The sequence below is a fragment of the Clostridium chromiireducens genome, from assembly GCF_003575225.1.
Lineage (GTDB): Bacteria > Bacillota > Clostridia > Clostridiales > Clostridiaceae > Clostridium > Clostridium chromiireducens.
Genome location: NZ_QXDJ01000004.1, coordinates 378,460 through 399,175 on the forward strand (window position 1 = coordinate 378,460; position 20,716 = coordinate 399,175).

17 protein-coding genes are annotated in these 20,716 nt (G+C 29.8%); 4 read left to right on the forward strand and 13 right to left on the reverse strand.

Going from position 1 to position 20,716, the window contains the following annotated elements; translation table 11 throughout:
• Positions 1 to 299: 299 nt before the first annotated feature.
• Positions 300 to 509, reverse strand: coding sequence for an alpha/beta-type small acid-soluble spore protein (locus D2A34_RS17595; protein ID WP_079440527.1), 210 nt, complete (start codon positions 507 to 509; stop codon positions 300 to 302).
• A gap of 493 nt (positions 510 to 1,002) precedes the next feature.
• Here D2A34_RS17595 and D2A34_RS17600 point away from each other — a divergent pair, with 493 nt between their 5' ends.
• Complete coding sequence (locus tag D2A34_RS17600) at positions 1,003 to 1,368, forward strand: P-II family nitrogen regulator (RefSeq protein WP_423243122.1); 366 nt, start codon at positions 1,003 to 1,005, stop codon at positions 1,366 to 1,368.
• A gap of 99 nt (positions 1,369 to 1,467) precedes the next feature.
• Here the strand turns inward: D2A34_RS17600 and D2A34_RS17605 are convergent, their stop codons facing one another.
• From D2A34_RS17605 to D2A34_RS27475, 5 genes are all read right to left on the reverse strand, one after another.
• Positions 1,468 to 2,082 carry a hypothetical protein gene (locus D2A34_RS17605; protein ID WP_119367440.1) on the reverse strand — a complete coding sequence of 205 codons (615 nt, stop codon included), beginning with the start codon at positions 2,080 to 2,082 and terminating at the stop codon, positions 1,468 to 1,470.
• A gap of 130 nt (positions 2,083 to 2,212) precedes the next feature.
• Positions 2,213 to 2,803 (reverse strand): CDP-alcohol phosphatidyltransferase family protein, encoded by a 591-nt coding sequence (locus tag D2A34_RS17610; protein WP_119367441.1) that lies wholly within the window; start codon positions 2,801 to 2,803, stop codon positions 2,213 to 2,215.
• Positions 2,804 to 3,532: 729 nt separating this feature from the next.
• The gene (locus D2A34_RS17615) at positions 3,533 to 5,245 is read right to left on the reverse strand and encodes a methyl-accepting chemotaxis protein (RefSeq protein ID WP_119367442.1); all 1,713 of its coding nucleotides are present in this window, start codon (positions 5,243 to 5,245) and stop codon (positions 3,533 to 3,535) included.
• 828 nt (positions 5,246 to 6,073) lie between these two features.
• Positions 6,074 to 10,417 (reverse strand): DNA polymerase III subunit alpha, encoded by a 4,344-nt coding sequence (gene polC / locus D2A34_RS17620; protein ID WP_119367570.1) that lies wholly within the window; start codon positions 10,415 to 10,417, stop codon positions 6,074 to 6,076.
• 160 nt (positions 10,418 to 10,577) lie between these two features.
• A complete protein-coding gene (locus D2A34_RS27475; RefSeq protein ID WP_279221633.1) occupies positions 10,578 to 10,700 on the reverse strand; it encodes a hypothetical protein in 123 nt (40 codons plus the stop codon).
• A gap of 335 nt (positions 10,701 to 11,035) precedes the next feature.
• On the opposite strand from D2A34_RS27475, the gene D2A34_RS17625 reads away from it, so the two are divergent.
• Positions 11,036 to 11,296, forward strand: coding sequence for a hypothetical protein (locus tag D2A34_RS17625; protein ID WP_079442395.1), 261 nt, complete (start codon positions 11,036 to 11,038; stop codon positions 11,294 to 11,296).
• 201 nt (positions 11,297 to 11,497) lie between these two features.
• On the opposite strand, the gene hydF is transcribed toward D2A34_RS17625, so the two are convergent.
• A complete protein-coding gene (gene hydF, locus D2A34_RS17630) occupies positions 11,498 to 12,736 on the reverse strand; it encodes a [FeFe] hydrogenase H-cluster maturation GTPase HydF (protein WP_119367443.1) in 1,239 nt (412 codons plus the stop codon).
• A 159-nt stretch (positions 12,737 to 12,895) separates the two neighbouring features.
• Here hydF and D2A34_RS17635 point away from each other — a divergent pair, with 159 nt between their 5' ends.
• Positions 12,896 to 14,293 carry an aspartate ammonia-lyase gene (locus D2A34_RS17635; RefSeq protein WP_119367444.1) on the forward strand — a complete coding sequence of 466 codons (1,398 nt, stop codon included), beginning with the start codon at positions 12,896 to 12,898 and terminating at the stop codon, positions 14,291 to 14,293.
• A gap of 74 nt (positions 14,294 to 14,367) precedes the next feature.
• Here D2A34_RS17635 and D2A34_RS17640 read toward each other — a convergent pair whose 3' ends face one another.
• Positions 14,368 to 14,769, reverse strand: a complete 402-nt coding sequence (locus D2A34_RS17640) for a pyridoxamine 5'-phosphate oxidase family protein (RefSeq protein ID WP_119367571.1) — start codon at positions 14,767 to 14,769, stop codon at positions 14,368 to 14,370.
• 395 nt (positions 14,770 to 15,164) lie between these two features.
• On the opposite strand from D2A34_RS17640, the gene D2A34_RS17645 reads away from it, so the two are divergent.
• Complete coding sequence (locus tag D2A34_RS17645; protein ID WP_079441189.1) at positions 15,165 to 15,515, forward strand: winged helix-turn-helix transcriptional regulator; 351 nt, start codon at positions 15,165 to 15,167, stop codon at positions 15,513 to 15,515.
• 144 nt (positions 15,516 to 15,659) lie between these two features.
• Here D2A34_RS17645 and D2A34_RS17650 read toward each other — a convergent pair whose 3' ends face one another.
• From D2A34_RS17650 to D2A34_RS17670, 5 genes are all read right to left on the reverse strand, one after another.
• The gene (locus D2A34_RS17650; RefSeq protein WP_119367445.1) at positions 15,660 to 16,358 is read right to left on the reverse strand and encodes an MBL fold metallo-hydrolase; all 699 of its coding nucleotides are present in this window, start codon (positions 16,356 to 16,358) and stop codon (positions 15,660 to 15,662) included.
• An 88-nt stretch (positions 16,359 to 16,446) separates the two neighbouring features.
• Positions 16,447 to 17,481 carry a GH25 family lysozyme gene (locus D2A34_RS17655; RefSeq protein WP_079441185.1) on the reverse strand — a complete coding sequence of 345 codons (1,035 nt, stop codon included), beginning with the start codon at positions 17,479 to 17,481 and terminating at the stop codon, positions 16,447 to 16,449.
• Between the two features lie 78 nt (positions 17,482 to 17,559).
• Positions 17,560 to 17,808 (reverse strand): phage holin, encoded by a 249-nt coding sequence (locus D2A34_RS17660; RefSeq protein ID WP_079441173.1) that lies wholly within the window; start codon positions 17,806 to 17,808, stop codon positions 17,560 to 17,562.
• A gap of 272 nt (positions 17,809 to 18,080) precedes the next feature.
• Positions 18,081 to 18,599 (reverse strand): hypothetical protein, encoded by a 519-nt coding sequence (locus D2A34_RS17665; protein WP_079441171.1) that lies wholly within the window; start codon positions 18,597 to 18,599, stop codon positions 18,081 to 18,083.
• A gap of 179 nt (positions 18,600 to 18,778) precedes the next feature.
• Positions 18,779 to 20,197 carry a glycoside hydrolase family 1 protein gene (locus tag D2A34_RS17670; protein WP_079441169.1) on the reverse strand — a complete coding sequence of 473 codons (1,419 nt, stop codon included), beginning with the start codon at positions 20,195 to 20,197 and terminating at the stop codon, positions 18,779 to 18,781.
• Positions 20,198 to 20,716: the final 519 nt, after the last annotated feature.

A 20,716-nucleotide genomic window follows, 5' to 3' on the forward strand; every position in this document is an offset into this window, starting at 1 on the left:
TTCAAGTTAACTACATGTCAAGAATAAATTTATAAGATATACCTGATTTAAAACACTTTTAAATTAATAAATCATATAAGTATGCATAAATTCATGCTGCTTAAATTGTATACGAAATAGTTCTATATAAAAAGTTTTACTTTATGACAGGTCCGATAATGAAGCTGATTTTTTTCAATGCAAAAAACCAGTAGAACAAGTATAACTCTGTTATATTTGTTCTACCAGCTTTTAACCATAAGGGTTTATTTGGTTCATAGTATTTGGTAGAAATTATTCACTATGCTTTTAGCTTATAATTATTTTAAGCCTTGTTCATAGTTTTCTATCATGTGTTTTACCATGTAACCGCCAACACTTCCATTTTGTCTTGAAGAAAGGTTTCCTTTGTCTTGGCTTTCATAGTCTTGTAATCCTATTTCTGAAGCAACTTCAGTTTTTAATCTGTTTAACCCTTGTTTTGCTTCTGGTACTAATGTTCTGTTTCTTCCACTATTATTTGATGCCATTTGAATCTACCTCCCTTAATAATATAAATTTTGTTTGGCAGTAATATATTAACCATTATCACAGATTATAATCTGCTAAAATATTAGTAAAATTAGTATTAATAAGCCATACTACATAACTTTATATATTTTGTCTTTGTCATTTATTATAGGATGTTTTTATGATATTTTAGCTTATTAATTAACTCCCGAAACCAATATGTATATGGCTTTTTTATTTCATTAATACTAAACCACATGAAGTCAGCTGCATCCTCAGTTCTTCTATTCAGATACATTTGCGTAGTAAAAAAACAATTTATTTTTCAATAAATATTTGATAATTTTCTTGACCTCTTGCATTTCTATGATTATAATGAGTTTTAATATAGTAATTAATGACAACGTCGTCTAATATTGATAAATATTAGACGACGTTTTTTATAATAAAAATACACATGACAATGGAGTCAAAGCAAAATAGCTTGACTCTGTTTTTTTATCATTAAAGTTTTTGTCCCATTTTTATGTAAAACCTATTTTTAAGAAAGAAGATGATAGCATGAAGAAACTAGAATTTATTATTAAGAGTGAGCATTTGGATGATTTAAAAACTATCTTAGCTAATTGCAATGCTACTGATATTATAATTTCAAATATTAAGGATTACAATAACGAAAAAGGGTATAAGAAAATCTTTAGAGGTACAGAATATACTGTTAATCTTCTGCGCAGAGTAAAGGTTGAAACAGTTGTGAATCCTGAAGTTGGTGAAATCATACTAGATAAAGTTTTACAAGAAATTAGAATCGGCAATTACACAGATGGGAAAATATTTATTAACGATATTGAGAACGTTCTTGAAATCTATGCTGTTTAATATTGCAATAATCTTTAGTCTAATAATTTAATACCACAACTATGCACCAAATAGTAAACATCAACGTTTAAAACTATTAAAACGTTGATGTTTTTCTTGCTATAGCTCTGAATGACATTTATTAACTATATCTTTAATTTCATTAGCCGCTTCATTTCCAGATAAAACAACTAACCTGTAATTAAAATTATTATTAAAAATATGGCAGTAGAATTCTTTACCCAACTCATCTATCTCTTCATAATTTTCCTCTAACTTTTGTAGTAAAATTTCTTCTCCAAGACCAGTTCTATCTATAAAGTAATACATATTAAATTTATTTATATATTCTTTTACTATCTTAAAATTATCTTTATTCAAAATAAATCCTATAACGTAATCTTTATCAGTCTTCTTGGATCCTTTTTTTACAGTTAAACCAAACATAGATACCTCAGGTATTTTTTTTATCTCAATTTTTTTATATGCCATCATTGACGAATCTAAGGATTTTATAATTTCTTCAAATGTAATTTTGGGTTTTTCATCATTTCCAAAAAATAGTAGCCTTGAATCCAAAACTGCTAAACATAAATTGGCTCCAATCAGTTCGTTTAAAACCTTTTCTCTAAATCTATTCTTTTCCTTTATTCCATGATATTCTATAAAAGTCTTAATTCCCTCTTCATCTTCTTCACTTCTCATCTTTAGCTTATTTCTATCAAATAAAAACATATTTTCTTCTCCTTAAAACCATAATATATACAATTATAATATATAAGTAACCAGTTTCATAAACAAAACTTGGAAATAAAATAAACTCTATTCTTTACTATAAATATAATTAATATGCATGCAATTATAATCATATATCTATATTATTATTCAATTTAAAACATACTAAACAACTTTTTATTCTTAAATAAGAAGAATAAATTCCACCAAAAAATATCACATAAAGTAAGCAATTTAGTACTATTGTCAAGCTATTAGTTTCAAAACACTTATAAATACATGCTATTCCTGGAATTATAAAAAACATAGCTGCTATAGCTCGTCCAATCTTGTCAAAAACAAAAGGATTATTTGAATTTTTATTATAATTTTTCATAAATTTCGATGTTGCAATAAATTCAGAAAATTTAAGGCATACAAAACCCAAAAACCACAAAGGCAAAATTTTTACATTAACCAAAGTTACATATGAAAGAATTATATATAATAAATCAGCAAATACATCAAGTTTAGCTCCTATAATTGAAACTGAATTCATTTTTCTTGCAATTCTTCCATCTAATAAATCTGAAATACAAATAGCAGAAAATAATATAATCAACATAATACTTTTATCTTCATTATATAAAAACTGATCAATTATGGCATAAGCAAATAAGAATGACATTATTATTCTTGTTATAGTGATTAAGTTAGGTATGAATTTTGTTATGAGTCGCATCATCTTCCTCCTGCCCTATATTTAACATTTCCATTTAGGATATACTTTAATTATAAATAGTACTTATTCCAAAATCTATTATAGCACTAATTTGTGAAAATTTTATGACAGAATATCCATAAAAATTTGCTAATGTAAAAATTAGATCTCAGCCTAAGTAAATATAAAACTTATTAGAGTATGAATAGCGCAAACTATTTCCGCAAATAATAAAAAATAAAACAAGGTGGTGATATAAAATGGGTTCTTCTCAATATAATAAAAATAAGAATGATAAAAGTAATGCTGATAAAATGAATGGCAAGAACAACCGAGATAAAGGCAATAATCAAGTTAGCTCAACTAATAATGAACAATAATTCACTTAAAATTTAATATATATACCTAAGTTAAAAATTATGATTATGAATTTACTTGCCAAAGATAAGGTCATGCACTTGTTTAAGTTACTGAATATTAAGTTGTTAATTTCTATTAAAGAAATATCTATAGCTTAATATTCTACTGTAATACTTTCACAAAAGCATGACCTTCATTTCTAGTTTAAAATATATTTTAAGAGATAAATTAATATACAGATTAAGTATCTATAATATATAAATATAAAGCGTATATCTCTTATTACTAGGAATAATATGATACATGATGTGTTTTATGTTACTTTTTTAAAACACTGATAGAATAAAAATACTTCCTCAGATATATATAGATAACCAATTATATGGGTCTCTAAAATTTAAATCTATGTCCCATTTCAATCAACTTGTTGGCTAACTTCGATGAATCTTTAGCATGTTTTGTCACTTGTTCTACTGCTGCACTTGTCTCACTTATGTTCGCAAATATCTCTTCTACGCTTGAAGCTGATTCTTGTGATGTTGCTGAAATATTTAGTATCGAATTATTCACTTTTGATACATTTCTAGCAATTGAATTTGCAGATACATATATCTCTTTTGACATCTGATTTACAATTTGAGCATCCTGCTCATATTGATGTCCAATTAATTTTATCATTTCATAATCAGGTTTAACCTGTTTTTCTATAAATCCTAATATATCGTTAGTGTGAGCAATAAAGTTTTTAATAACTCCCCTTACTTGTTCAACATTTCTCTTTATTTCTATAACTGTCTGCGATGATTTTTCCGCTAATTTTCTAACTTCATCTGCAACTACGGCGAAACCTTTTCCTGCTTCCCCTGCACGAGCCGCCTCAATAGAAGCATTAAGTGACAACAGATTCGTTTGTTCTGCTATTTGATCTATAACTGCTGCCATATTGTCTATTTCTTTAATTACTTTTATATCATCAATTGCCTTTCTAATCTTTGTTTCTTTTTCATTATATAAACTTATAGCCTTTATAGATGACTGTTCTGCTTTTTCTTTTACCTCCAATGCTCTTTGCATGATTTCATCTGAATCCTTTTCTCTTTTCTCAGCCTTCTTATTAAGTTCATTAGTCAATTCCTCAATTACTGTCGTATGAGAACTTACTTCTTGCGTTGATGTACTTAAATCCCCACTGGTGCCAGCAATCCAACCTGTAGCTCCCTTAATATTATGCATTGTTACAGACATTTCTTTCATTATTGTTGTTAGCGCCTCATTTGAAATACTCATTTCTTTCATCTCATTGACAAGCTCTAAAACAAGTTTCTTCATATTTGCTGTAGCAATATTTAAAGCTCTAGACATATTGCCTAATTCATCATCAGAGGTTATCTTTATTTCTTGTGTCAAATTTCCTTCTGCTAAACCATTAGCAAAATTAACTACATAACTTATTCTTCTTTTTAACCAAATTGCCATTGCACTACCTAGAATAACCAGAGTTAGTGCTCCAATTACTATAACAGCTGTAAGAAATATGAATGAGCTATTAAAAACAGCTTTACTTGATTCTGACATATTCTTTGCATACGCAATCTTGTCTTGTATAACAACATTTAAATTATATTCTAACTGCTTCCTTAAGTTTACATATTCAGAATTGTACAACCTAATTGCTTCTTCATAATTGTCCTCATTTATATATTTCATTATATTAGATCTTGAATCCCTATATTGAGATAATGTATTTCTAACTTTTTTATAATCTTCTTCTTCTTTATTACTCGAAAATTGTATATTCTCATATTCTTCAAAAATCTTGTTATTTAAATTTGATCGATCATTTAAATTACTTATGGAGTCACTAACACTACTTTTGAAATTACTATTAATAATATGTTCCATATCTGATACACCTAAATTAACATTGTTTTGGATTGAATATAATTTTTGCAAAGCTAATAAATTATTATTATAAATTATATTTGTATTATTATTTAATACATTCATATTCGATAACCCAATTCCTCCAACTACAATTAAAAATAATGCACTTACTATACTTGTTATAATTAACTTTTGAGATATTTTTATTTTTTTAAACATTTTTATCTCCCCCTCTTGCTACATGAATAAATATCAATAGATTTACTATGAAATCTTAAAGTTAATATTTTATAATTATTCGTACACATGCCCCTTTTGAATAAATAAAATATATTATAATTCCCATAGGTTTACTTTGTTATTATAATGCTACTATTTTTTCTACTTTGCAATACATTTTTGCAAGGAATTCCATTGCAAAGAAAAAATTTTATATTTTCATATATTTCATCGTTTACATTTATTGTTTTGTTAAATTAAGATGAAATTTTTAGAACTTTCAAAATATATATTCAAACTATAGATACATAATATAAAAACCAAGCTTACGTATAGGCCAAACAAGATAGAAGTCATGATATTTATTCGACGATAAGTGTAATTTAAAATTTGATACTTACACATAACATAAAACACAGTATATATCTTTAATCACTATGCAGTGAGATATATACTGTGTTCTTATATATTATGTTGTATATAACTTTTTAGTGTAAATTCTAAAATACTAATAAAATAAAAATATACGTCGATTACAGATAAACAAACTATAAGATAGACTTGCAATATGAAATATATCCAAACTAGAAAGGAATAGTGCTCTTTTGTGTTGTGTTACATTAGAGAAAGTGTGGCGGTATTTCTTCAGTAGAAGTTATTCCATGTGCACTTGTCACAATGAATATTGGGGCATGCGTCCATAGATGCAACTTTCACTGTTAGAAATCCGTAAAATATTCTCTTAGTAACCGAAACAGTAGAGTACTATCCCTTTCGGTCGGCTATTCATAATTATAAGACTTAGCCTTGTTTATCTCTAGTCATAATCTACACTGCATCAAAAAAGCTCATTTGATCGCTTTCCGGAAGACCTCTTAAGCAGTCAAATTTTCTTAGTAAGTCTATTGCTGCATTTCCAATCTTCGAACGCTTTCTTACATCTTCTACAGAGTTAAATGGCTTTTCCTTGGCTGCATTAGATATACCTTCTGCTGCCACGGTTCCCATACCCGATATACTATTTATAGATGGTCTTATTCCATCTTCTTCAACTTGAAATTTTGTCGCATGCGATTTATACAAATCAATTGGCAGAAATCTAAGGCCTCTCTCGTACATTTCAAGAACTATTTCCAAATCATCGTACATATCCTTATCCTTAGGTGCCGCGTCAAAGCCCAAAACCTCAATTTCCTTCATCTTTTCCTTAACCTTTTCTTTTCCAAAAATCATAAATTCTGCATCGAAAGCTTTTGCTCTAATACTGAAATAGGTTGCGTAATAAGCCTGAGGTATGTGCACCTTAAACCAAGCAATTCTAAAGGCCATCATTACATAGGCTGCAGCATGGGCCTTAGGGAACATGTATTTTATCTTTTTACATGAATCTATATACCATTCCGGTACATCGTTCGCCCTCATTAAATCTTCATATTCAGCCCATTTCGCAGGATTCTTTAACGCCTGCCCTTTACGAACAAGCTCCATTATCTTAAAGGCCTCACCTGGTGGCAATCCTTGTTTAATAAGGTAGATCATAATATCGTCTCTTGTACAGATTGCTTCACTTAAGGTTACTATTCCTTGATCAATTAAGTCCTTAGCATTTCCTACCCACACGTCAGTACCGTGTGAAAGCCCTGATATAAATATCAAATCTGAGAAAGCTTTAGGCTTTGTATCTACAAGCATATTTCTTACGAACTTAGTACCAAATTCAGGAATCCCAAAAGTTCCAACCTTTGAATTTATCTGATCTGGTGTTACTCCTAGAGCACTAGTTGATGAAAATATAGACATAGTCTCTGCATCATCCATCGGTATATCTTTTGGGTCAACTCCAGTTATATCCTGCAGCATTCTTATAACCGTCGGATCGTCGTGCCCCAGTATATCCAGCTTAAGCAAGTTCTGGTCAATAGAGTGATAATCAAAATGTGTTGTTATAATATCTGAATTAGGATCATCAGCTGGATGCTGTACTGGGCAGAATTCGAAGATTTCACGCCCCTTAGGTACAACTATAATTCCTCCTGGATGCTGCCCAGAAGTTCTTTTTATACCTGTACATCCTACTGCGATTCTTATTGTTTCTGCCTTATTTACTGGAATATTTTTTTCCTCAAAATACTTTCTCACATAACCAAAGGCTGTTTTTTCTGCTATAGTACCTATAGTTCCAGCCTTAAAGGTTGTGCCCTTTCCAAAAATAACTTCTGTATATTTATGAGCTTTTGCCTGATATTCTCCTGAGAAGTTTAAGTCGATATCGGGCTCTTTATCTCCATTAAAGCCTAGGAAGGTTTCAAATGGTATATCTATTCCATCCTTAACTAACTTTTCTCCACAGACAGGGCAATCTTTATCCGGTAAATCGAACCCAATTTTAGAACCATAATCTGAAAAATCCGAATGCTTACATTTAGAGCATCTATAGTGTGGTGGCAGAGCATTTACTTCTGTTATACCTGTCATATTAGCTACAAAAGAGGAACCTACCGATCCTCTGGAACCTACCAAATATCCATCTTCATTGGATTTCCATACAAGCTTCTGTGCTATAATATACATTACCGAGAATCCATTTTTTATAATTGAATCCAGCTCTTTATCGAGTCTTGCCTGAACAATCTCTGGAAGCGGATCTCCATAAAGCTCATGCGCCTTATCATACGCTATATCTTTAATAGTCTGTTCGCAACCTTCTATATGTGGAGGACATTTTTCTGATGAAATTGGACTAATCTGCTCACACATATCAGCTATCTTATTAGTATTTGTAACAACAACTTCATAAGCCTTTGTTCTTCCTAAATAAGAGAATTCATCAAGCATCTCCTCTGTAGTTCTTAAATATAATGGAGCCTGGTCATCAGCATCTTTAAAACCCTGTCCTGCTTCTAATATACGTCTATATATCTCATCTTCTGGGTCTAAGAAATGTACGTCTCCTGTTGCTACTACAGGTTTATTTAATTTTTCTGCCAAGGCTATTATCTTCTTATTAATCTCTTTTAGATAATCTTTATTTGGTACCTGCTCCTGTCTTACTAAGTAATCATTGTTACCTAGAGGCTGGATTTCTAAATAATCATAGAACTTTGCAATCTCTTCTATTTCTTCTTCAGATTTTCCAAGTAAAATTGATTGAAACAGCTCCCCTTCACTGCAGGCACTTCCAATAATCAATCCTTCTGAATATTTTTTAAACATACTCTTTAATATACGTGGTTTTTTATAAAAATAGTCTAAATGTGAATATGATACAAGTTTATATAGGTTCTTTAAACCTTCAGAATTCTTAGCTAAAATTATTGCATGATTTGTCTTAACTTTTTTATATGCCTGCTTCTTACTTTCCTCATCAGAAGCATATACTTCGATATCCTCAAGGGTTTCTGTTCCCCTTTCCTTTAGGATTTCAATCATTATGTTAAATACCTTAACAGTAGTATCAACATCATCTAAAGCTCTGTGAGCGACCTCCACCTTTATGCCAAGATTCTTAGCAATTCTCCCTAGTTTATAAGACTTATATTCCGGGAAAATTTCTTGTGCAAGGGGCAAGGTATCTACATAAGTAAAATCAAAATCATATCCTAAAACCCTTGCATTATGCTTTAAGAAGTTAATATCAAATTCAGCGTTGTGAGCAACTAAGACGCATCCCTCAATAAACTCAAGCATTTTAGGAAACACCTTATCTATAGTTTCTGCATCTCTTACCATATCATCTGTTATGTTAGTAACCTGAATAACTCTAGGTGGAATTGGCTTTTTAGGATTTACAAAGGTACTAAACTTATCTACTACCTTTCCGTCCTTGATTTTCATAATTCCTATTTCTGTAATTTTCTCTGTTACAGGAGAAAATCCTGTAGTTTCTAAATCCAGAACACAATATGTAGTATCAATGCTCTGACCCTTTATATTTGTTACAGATGGCTTTTTATCAGGAGCTAAATAGGCTTCTACTCCATATATAACCTTCATATCTGAATTATTTCTTCCAAGTAGTTTATGTGCTTCAGGAAATGACTGAACAACTCCATGATCAGTTATGGCAATAGATTTCATCCCCCAGCTCATAGCTCTTTTGATTAAGGAACTAGCACTAGACATGGCATCCATTTGACTCATTTGTGTATGCATGTGAAGCTCAACTCTCTTCACCTCAGAATTATCCATTCTCTGTACTCTTTTTCTGCCCTCTATTTCGATTATTGTATTCGCAATAAACTCAACTTCGTGAGAAAAATTACTATAACCTGCATTACCTGCAAGTCTAACACCCTTGGCCTTTTTAAGTCTAGGCAATACTTCAACATCATCCCCAGGCTTACAAAATACCTTACATGTCATAGAATTCGATCCATCATATAAATCAAAAGAAACTAATGTTTTTCCGCTTCTTAATTCCTTGGCTTCTAAATTAGATATTTCACCTTCTATGGCTACCCTTCCCTCATTAGGTGTTATATCATTAATTTTTACAATACGATCCTTAATGTTTGGGTTTCTACCTACGATTAAGAATGCATTACCTGCTTTTTTAACATCACCTTCTGCTTTTACTTCTTGTTTGTTTTCTTCAACTTTTTTAGGCATTTCAGGTGTATTAATACTTTGAGTGGTTTTAATTTCTTTAAGAACCTTCATTTCATTTGCGCGTTTATCTTCTTCTATCTTTTCTAAATCTTCACTGTTTATTTTATCAACAAAATTTATATTATATTGCTTGTCATACATATATTTTAGAACTTTATTAATTTCTTTATCATATGACATAGTCTTTAAAAAACCTGATACTGGAATTTTAAAATTAAAATTTATTGTATTTCCAATCACTTCATACTCACTGTTGTTAACAGCTGCTTTTAATGCTGGGTATTTATTTGACATAGAATATACAATATTTTTTAATTCCTCTTCTATTGGTCTTATAGTTACTCCATCAGTATACTTCACGGTAATTTTAGAATCACTTAAGTCGAATTTTTCTCTTATAAATTTATTAAAACTCTCAATTTCTCCAATTTCAATATAATTATCTGAACTTATCTCCATTTCTAATACTTTAGTTCTTTTACGTAAAGTTACAGATTTTATTATTGCAGTATTTATGTTCCCACTAGATTCATAATCACTAAAAGCCTCGTTAACTTTTTTCATACTACCCATTAACCTTCTCTAAAAATTTTTTAGTATGTTACTATTATATAGATTAAACTTGTAATTTGCTAATTCAGAAAAAGATGTTTAAAGATAATCTTACCTAAAAATATTCCTATATCTCTTTCTTATTTACCCTATATAATCTTTATATTATTTTTTAATCTTCAACTAATTTATCATTTGTAAAAACCTTGATTAATCCATTAGCAGTTTTTTTGTGCTTAATTATCATTCCATAATCTAATAGTGTTGTCAAGGCAAAAGCATGTTTGCCACTCACATAAAATTAAGTTATTGCCAAATTATAAATTTTCTTAATTTTATATTCATAGCAAGCACATCTTTATTGTTATAATGAGCAATTACATAGCATATACCAATAATCTATTTTGTATTTAGCAAAAGCTTATCTATTTAATATTTAGTCTTAGTTTACCTAATTCTCCTGATATATATTACATATTCACAAATAAAAACCAATTATGTAATATAATTTTCTAATAAAAATTTTAAATCAGTTGTTAATTCATATTTTTTCAATGTAACAAAATTTAATTATGTTTAATATATTAGTACTATAACAAAAGATAATAATTAACAAAGGAGAAATGGGCAGTGAAAAAATGTCATAAATCTTGTCACAAGCATAGCTGTAAAAACTCTCAAGGATATGGTAATAATGGCATGAATTACGGTTCAAATTATGGTAACTACGGCATAAACTGCGGTAATTGTGGAATAAATTATGGTAATTGTGGTTCAAACTATGATAACTGTGGAATTAACTATGGAAATTACGGTGGATATTCCGGAAATTATTATGGAGCTGGATATAACAATATCTGGGGCTTATGGCCACTCTTATTCCTATTATAAAATCTCCTAATAGTAATTACGGCGTAAATGTTATTATTATGCTCATAGAGTACAAAGGATAAATTTTTTAACAATATCTAATTAAGAAGAAGTAACAAAATAATAATAAAAATAGACCTAAAAGATTTTAAATTCAATCTTTTAGGTCTTACTTTTTATTATAAAGTTACGTATAAATAAAATTCATAGACTTTTAATATATTATATAAAATCACCGTCATATACTTCTTTTGCCAATGGGAATGGTTCAAGGGCTCTTTCTAAAATTCCTTGAACATATCCTATTAATACACCATAGTTAACAATTGGAATTTCATGTTTAATTGCATTGTCAATCCTTGAAAGCATAGCCGCTCTATTTAACATACATCCTCCACAATGAATGATAAGCTTAAATTTTTTGACGTCATCAGTAAATGAATTTCCAGAAGAGTATTCAAAATTAATTTGCTTTCCAGTCATTTGACGTACCCATCTTGGTATTTTTACCGTTCCAATATCATCACATTGTCTATGATGCGTACATCCTTCTGAAATCAATACATAATCACCATCTTCTAAACTTTCTACTGCTTTAGCACCTTTTACAAGCTCAATAAGATTACCTTTATATCTTGCTTGTAATATTGAAAATGATGTAAGCATTATGTCTTTAGGTGTATCTGCTGATGCCTTTAAAAATACTTGTGAATCAGTTATAACAAGCTTTGGTTTTTTCTTTAAGTTTTCAAGTGTCTCTCTTAATTCATGTTCTTTTGTTACAATAGCTATGGCATCACTTTCAATTATGTCTCTTATAGTTTGCTGCTGCGGAAGAATTAATCTTCCTTTAGGCGCTGCTTTATCTATAGGTGTTACTAAAACAACTATATCTCCAGGGCTTATAAGATCTCCAACTAATTTGAATTTATCCTCATTATCTGGTATTACATTTATGATTTTTAGCTTAAGTTCATCTATACCATTCTTATTTAAAGCCGAAACAGAAACAACAGTAGTACCCATTTCCTTTTCTATCGTATCTAATTCTTCTTTTGTAAGACTCCTCTCATCTGCCTTATTAAAAATGCAAACTGTAGGTATTTTCTTTTCTTTTATTTCATTTATTATGGTTATATCATTTTCAGTAACTCCAATTGTACTGTCTACCACTACTAATGCAACATCTGTCTTTGATAATACTTCAAGAGTTTTCTTTTTTCTTGATTCTCCTAATTCACTTTCATCATCAAGCCCTGCTGTATCAATAATCATACATGGTCCTATAGGCAGAATTTCGATTGCTTTATAAACTGGATCAGTAGTTGTCCCCTTTACATCTGAAACAATAGAAATTTCTTGATTTGTAAGTGCATTTATAATACTGGATTTTCCTGCGTTTGTCATTCCAAACAGAGCAATATGTACTCTTTCTCCAGATGGCGTTGTATTTAAACTCATATTATTACTCCTTTTGAATTAATTTTAATCATTAAGTATTCTTTTAAGTAGTTTCTTCTATTATAATATAAAATATTAAGATGTATATTGCAAAATAATTCTTAAATTTAAATTTAAGAAGCGTATTAAGAACCTCATTTATGAAAAGGAGTGGTTACTTTGAATTATAGATTAGAACAAGATTTATTAGGTGAAAAGAATATAGATAATTCTACATATGGCGGAATAAATACAGCACGAGCCTTAGAAAACTTTGATTTAAACAGTAAGACTGTAAATTTAAATCTGGTAAAAGAGATTGCTCTTATTAAAAAAGCTGCTGCAATGACAAATAAGAAACTAAAATTACTTTCTCCTGAAAAAGCTGATTCAATAATAAAGGCAAGCGAGGAAATTATAGAAGGAATCTTTGATAATGAATTTAAAATAAGTGCATTCCAAGGCGGCGCTGGTACCTCAACAAATATGAATGTAAATGAAGTTATTGCTAATAGAGCAATTGAGCTATTAGGCGGTGATAAAGGAAATTATGATTTAGTACATCCTCTTAACCATGTTAATATGTCACAATCAACTAATGATGTTTATCCTTCTGCGCTTAGGATTGCGGCAATAAAGTTAATTAGAAAGTTAAGTAATTCCTTGTCAAGTTTACAGGAAGCTCTTCAAATGAAAGAAAATGAATTCTCAGATATTATTAAACTTGGGAGAACTCAATTAATGGATGCACTACCAATGACAGCTGGGCAAGGTTTTGGAGCATATTCAAAAGCAATAGAACGAGACAGATGGAGAATATATAAGGTTGAAGAAAGATTAAGACAAATTAACCTAGGAGGCACTGCAATAGGCACAGGGTTAAATGCTACTAATAAATATGTATTTATGATGACAGATATTATCCAAACCCTTACTGGCCTTGGAATAGCAAGATCTGACTATCCTATGGATATCACACAAAACTGTGATATATTTGTTGAAACATCAGGATTATTAAAATCTTGCAGCGTAAATCTTCTTAAGATATCAAACGACTTAAGGCTTTTAAATTCTGGTCCTCGTGGAGGGATAGGAGAAGTAATGCTTCCTAATATGCAGGCTGGTTCAACAATTATGCCTGGAAAGGTAAACCCTGTTATTCCTGAAATGGTTGCACAGGTCAGCTTAAGAGTAATTTCTAATGATAGCGCTATTACTATGGCAAGCTCCATGGGACAATTGGAACTTAATGCATTTACTCCACTTATAGCAGAATGTTTACTAGAATCTTTAGAACTTCTTGATAAAAGCGTCATGATTTTTAAAGAGAAGTGTATAGACGGATTACAGATGAATAAGGATAGATGTTTAGAAAACATAGAAAATTCTTTAGTTTCTGCAACTTCTTTAGTTCACCATATAGGTTATGATAAAGCCAGCTTAATATCAAAAAAAGCCTTAGCTACTGGAAAAACTATTAGAGAAATTTTATTAGAAGAACAAATACTTCCTGTTGAAGTTATAGATAAGATATTATCTCCAGCGGAATTAATAAGAGCCCATATACCTGGAAAATAATACACATAAAAAATAATAGACTCGAATATCGGTCTATTATTTTTTATCTCACTTATACTTTAATCATTATTTTATTATAGATTATATTCCTTTGGTGGGTTGCCAGAAAACTCTGCAATAACTGCTTTTGCATCTCCTAAATAGAATACTTCAATAATGGGATTTGATGCTTCTTTATATGTTTCTTTTACAATAGGATTTAGCATACACGCTTCTTTAACTGCCATATTATTTTCAAATACAGCTTTTCCATTTAATCTAATCCAAGAATATTCAGGACTTGAAACACACACCTCTATTTCTGGATTTGCTTGCATATCCTTAAAAACATCTTTAGTATTGTTTGTACAAAACCATAACTTTCCTTCTTGCTCTAAACAAAACATAAATGGACGGCATTTTGCTTTACCATCGCGACCTACTGTTGCTAAATATTGAACTGGGTTAGCTTGTAAAAATTGAACTACTTCTTTCATTTTCTTTTCTCCTCTTTTAAAAAAATTTTCATAACTTCTTTTGAAACTCATATTATTAGTTCCTTCTTCAACAAAGTGGCCACTTTCTATATTTTTATTATAATTTGCCAAGTTATTTTTGGAAAGTAAGCACTTCAAAGTGCTATAGTTTCCCATAGGATACTATTAATCGTAAATTGGAGTTTTGCCTATACAAGATTCAAAGTTTTTTCTCTTTTCTCTTATTAAAATTCTATTTATAATTGTTCCATCTTATGAAATATAATCATATTCAAATTTATATTGAATTTCTTTATCTTTAATCCTATAATAAATTTTATGATATCTAACATAGAGTAAACGTCTATAAACGCTATAGTATATAAATATATACTATTAGAAAGGAAGTGTGTTTGATGACTAAAGAATTGCCTGCATGTCCCGTTGAAATGACTTTGCAGCTTATCGGAAATAGATGGAAAGTATTAATAATGAGAGATTTGCTTGAAGGAACGAAACGATTTGGTGAACTTAAAAAATCTGTTGGTTCAATAACTCAAAAGGTTCTTACTCAAAACTTAAGGGATATGGAAGCGTGCGGATTACTCACTCGTAAAGTCTATGCTGAAGTCCCTCCAAGAGTTGACTATACATTAACTGAAACTGGATATAGCTTAAAGCCTATACTCGATTCAATGAATACATGGGGAACTTCTTATAAGATGAAATTTAGTGCAGATGAGGTTTACTCAACATCTGAAGTTTAATCGAATCTATTCTGTGGATTAAATTACCTACCTTTATTCTTCAACTAAGTAAATGAGATTGTTATGTAATAAGATTAAGCAGGTACTGGATTATTTAAGACTATATAATTATATAGCCTTAAATAATCTAGTACCTGCTTAGTTTTAATTAGTAAATATTATTTTATCTCTATATGGTTCTGAACAATCCATAGATTTTAATCTATCAATTATAGAATCATCATTCCAAAAGTGCATTGGATATGCCTTATCTGTGTCAGTATTTCTCATGAAATAATCAAATCCCAGATGGAATTTATCCTCTTGTCTCGGATCTAAAACTAAAAATGCAACATCAAAATGCCTGTTCTTTATTCTCTCTATTTCATTTATATATTCCTCTGTATTTTTTGTATTATTCTCTGCTGTCTTATGATTCCAAGCCCATAAATGAAGGTCCCCCGCATGATAAATTGTTTTACCATTTACTGTGACAATGAATGCAACCCCTTCATCTGTAGAATTTAAAGTTTCTATCTTTAAATCCGCTGTTTCAAGAGTCTGATAACTGTCTATAAACTCAATCTTTTCATAAATACTATCATCAACACCATGGGTATTAAAAAATTTCCTTCCAAATTTTTTCTTAATATCTTTCGAAAGTATATATTTTACCTTCGGGTATTTTTCTAACAATTTAAATATTGATATATCAAAATGATCATGGTGATTATGGCTTGAAAATACATAAATTGTTTTCTCTTTATCAAAATCCGGAAGCTGGCCTTTATAATAATCAAATAATAAAATTACATTTTCAAGCTCTATTGAAAAACAACTATGTTCAATATATTTAACCTTCATTTTCATCATCCCTTCTTCAATTTATATTTTATAAATTATACCATAAAATATAAAGGTACAGGATTAATGACTCCTATACCCTAAAAATCTATCTTAATTTAGTTGCAACTCCATTGCTATCAAATTTATATCCGTACATTATAGTATCATGAATCATTTCGCCATTTGAATATAAGCAATAATCTTTTCCATTATATTTAATCCATCCCGTTTGCATTTCCCCATTTGAATTAAAATAATACCATTTTCCATCAATCTTTTGCCATCCTGTTTTCATAGATCCATCATTTGCATCACCAAGGTAATACCATTTATTATCCTGCAACACCCATCCTGACTTCATTGCACCATCATTTGAACGTCCTAGATAATACCAGTTGCTGCCGTTTTGTTTCCAATCATAAAGCATCCACCCTTTAGCATCAAATAAATACCATGATCCATTTATTTTTTCCCAACCATTAGTTGTATAGCTTCCGTCGCTATGCCTATACCACCATTTCCCATCTTGTAAAATCCATTCTCCTGCCTTACTAGCATTATCTAATAAAACTCCTTCAGTAAATGAATTTAGATCACATTCTTCACTTACACCATTAACATTCCCTGTTTCAGTGTACTGATGTCCTACTCTATTTGTAAAAAACGAGCCTGGAAGATTCCATGGATCATTATTATAATTAGCTTCCCAAAATGGCATATTCTTTATGGTATCTTTTATACCAGTTAAATAACTTATAAAACTTGTATAGCTATAAACTCCTAATGTCAATGAACTTAACTTATTAAACTCAGTAATAAATCTAACTACATAATCCGAAATCCCATTAAAATTAGTCTCTATATCCATCATAGGAACTAGATCCCATTGATAATCTTTTATCTTATTATAAAAATTCTGAGCTTGTGCTTCCGGAGTACTTGTCCCAACCAAAAAATGATATGCACCAACTTTCAAACCGTTATCTTTACTTCCACTGTAGAAAGTTTCCATAGTGCTATCTTGGAATGTTGCTCCTTCTGTAGCTTTTACATATACATACTTAACGCCATCTGATGCAACTTTACTAAAGTCTATGCTTCCATTATTATTTGATATATCTATTCCCTTTATATATGCCATAAAACTCTTCCTTTCACTCTTTATCTTATAAAAGAGTAACCAATAAGGTTACTCTTCAACATGTCCATTAAATTATCTTTATTCTATTGTTTTATTTTCATTATTATTAGTTGAATCAATTTTTATTTGGTCACTTATTCCTGTTGTGCTTGTGTCAATAATTATTCCAAGCATTGTTAAAATTGTTAGTACAGTATTAACAATCTCTGTATAATTGTCAGGAATTATTTTTAGTCCTAATTGTTGAGCTAATAATGCTATTGCGCTAGCCATAGCAACCCAAAAAGCTTTATTATTTAATCTTGCTTTCAAATCTATTCCAAACACTTCTGAATCCACCTCACTTTGTATAATACATAATATGAAATAGTAACATATATGGCTACTCCAAATTAACGTAAAATTTGTCACAGTTTCTTTTATAGATAAAAAAATAACACCTAAAAGATTTATATTTCTTAGGTGTTATTTTACTCACTAATTTCACATTGAATTATTAATTAATCAATTTTTTTATAAGAAATTTAAAGAACATTTTGGTGTTACAACCCATAAGTATCGGAAATAGTTTACTAATTTTAGTACTATATGTAAATTAATTAAAATATAACTTTTTCGATTGTATAATTGTTCCAATTACATGCATTTGCACGATTTGAACAATTACCTATTACTTTACCCTCTTCATTTATAAACATTTTACGTTCTGCATCTTTAGCATATTGTTTCCATATTATAAAATATAACATTCCTTCTTTATCAATTCCATATGCTCTATATATAGTCCCCTCAATTTGTCTCTCTGGAAATGCATCTTCAATTTGATATATTCTTTTGTCTTCATAAATGAATTTTCCATATTTTTTTTCTAATTTTGTTATATTGAATTTTTTTTCTAGTCCCCCACAATAAACTGTTAGTTCTTCTACATAATTCATATGTAACACATTATTTTTAATTTCATAGTTATAATGATCATTCCATTTCATGCTTGAAAATTCTTTCCGTTCGTCTTCTGTAAGTACTACAGATACGTGAACGCTATCAGTTCCTTTAAATCCAAATTTCTTTGCTTTCTCTTCTAGTTTATTAGTAATTTTTTTAAATAATTCACTCATAGTATACTCCATTCCACTTGCCTTTTAAGGTTTAGACATAACCTTTTGTTTACTATAACTAATATATAAGTTATACATTAAATATGCAATTACTTTATTTCTATTGAAACAGTAAAAGGATTGTTGCAAAACGCAACAATCCCTAAGTTTAAATAACCAAATCAAAGCAATATTCTATGCTAATTACTTAAATCTTCACCATTATTAGCAATAACTTTTTTATACCAATAGAACGAATCTTTACGATAACGATCTAAAGTCTTTAAATCGAATTCGTCTCTATCTACATAGATAAATCCATAACGTTTAACGATACCTTCATGAGTTGAAATTAAATCAATAGCAGACCATGGACAATATCCCATCATTTCTACTCCATCTGTAATAGCTAAACGAAGCTGTTCTATATGTTTTCTTAAATACTCAATACGATATGGATCATGAATTGAACCATCTTCTTCTAATTTATCATAAGCTCCTAAGCCATTTTCAGTTACGATTAATGGTAATCTGTATCTTGAATAAATTTCCCTAGCAGTAGCTCTAAAGCCTTCCGGATCAATTTCCCATCCAAATTCAGTTGTTTTTAAATTAGGATTTTTAAACCCCTTACATACACCAGGTTCATCCATAGCGCTTTGCTGATCCTTCTTACCATTTACACTGCTTTCCATATTAAAGGATTCTACTGTAGCTGTGTTGTAATAATTAAATCCAATAAAATCTGGTTTTCCAGACGCAAGGATTTCCATATCCCCTTCTTGAATTTCTGGAACAGCATCATTTTCTTCTAAAAATGACCAAACCAAATTATTATATTTTCCGTATACAGCCATATCTAAATATAACCAGTTACGTATTGCATTTAAATTTTGTGCAGCTAGATTATCTTCTGGCTTACAGCTTGCTGGATAAACTACTGATATATTAGGTGCTGGTCCAATTTTAGCATCTGGAATCATTTCATGACATAATGCCATAGCTTTTGCTTGAGCAACTAACATGTGGTGATTTTGTTGATAAAGTTCTTTTCTTATATTTGTACATCCTTCAGGTATCATTGTAGTCCCAATAACATCACCCATTAAGGTTAATACATTTTGTTCATTGATAGTTAACCAATACTTAACTCTGTCTCCGAAATTTTCATACATAACTTTTGCAAAGTTTACAAACCAATCAATTGATTCTCTCTTAGACCAGCCTCCACGTTTATCTAGTGCTGCAGGCATATCAAAATGAAACATTGTAACTAATGGAATAATGTTGTATTTTAAACATTCATCTATTAAATTATTATAATATTCTACTCCTTTTGGATTTACTTCCCCTGTTCCTTCTGGAATTAATCTAGACCATGAAATAGAGAAACGGTAAACCTTGAAGCCCATTTCAGCCATTAATGCAACGTCTTCTTTATAACGATGATATTGATCTGCACAAACATCTAATTCCGATGTTCCTTCCGGTACCTTTTTAACATCTTGACAAGATGGCCCCTTTCCATCAATTAAGTTAGCTCCTTCAACTTGATAAGCAGATGTTGAAGCTCCCCATAGGAATTCCTTTGGAAAACCTTTTAACTTTTTATGAAACATATAACACCCTCCATTGTACCTTATATTTAATTCAGTTAAGTAAATAAGTAAAATACTTAGTAAATTTTTTTTCAATCTTTAGCCTTAATATACCATAATAAATTCTGCATTTGTATTATTTATATTATTTAGTGACACATACTTATTATTAGGTATTTGTTTTTTTACAATACACCTTGTTTTTTATTATAGATAACCAAAATATAGCTTATTTCACTCACCACAATTTTGTGGTGAGTGCCTTGAACATTTATCAACCCAATATAGTGTGAAATATTTTATAATTGTATATAAAATATCGCAAACACATAGTGAATAATGTAGTCTACCATATTTCCACTATATAGGTATCTTAAGATTGGTGATTATCATGCTATAAAAATGCTATTTCATGGTACTTTAGGGTTATAAAAAAGGCTACCATTGGTAATTGATTTAATTGCCTAAACGAATTATGATATATAGAAGCAACGATGCATGAGGAATTTCTTCATGCATTTTTTTATTGAATTTTTGGAG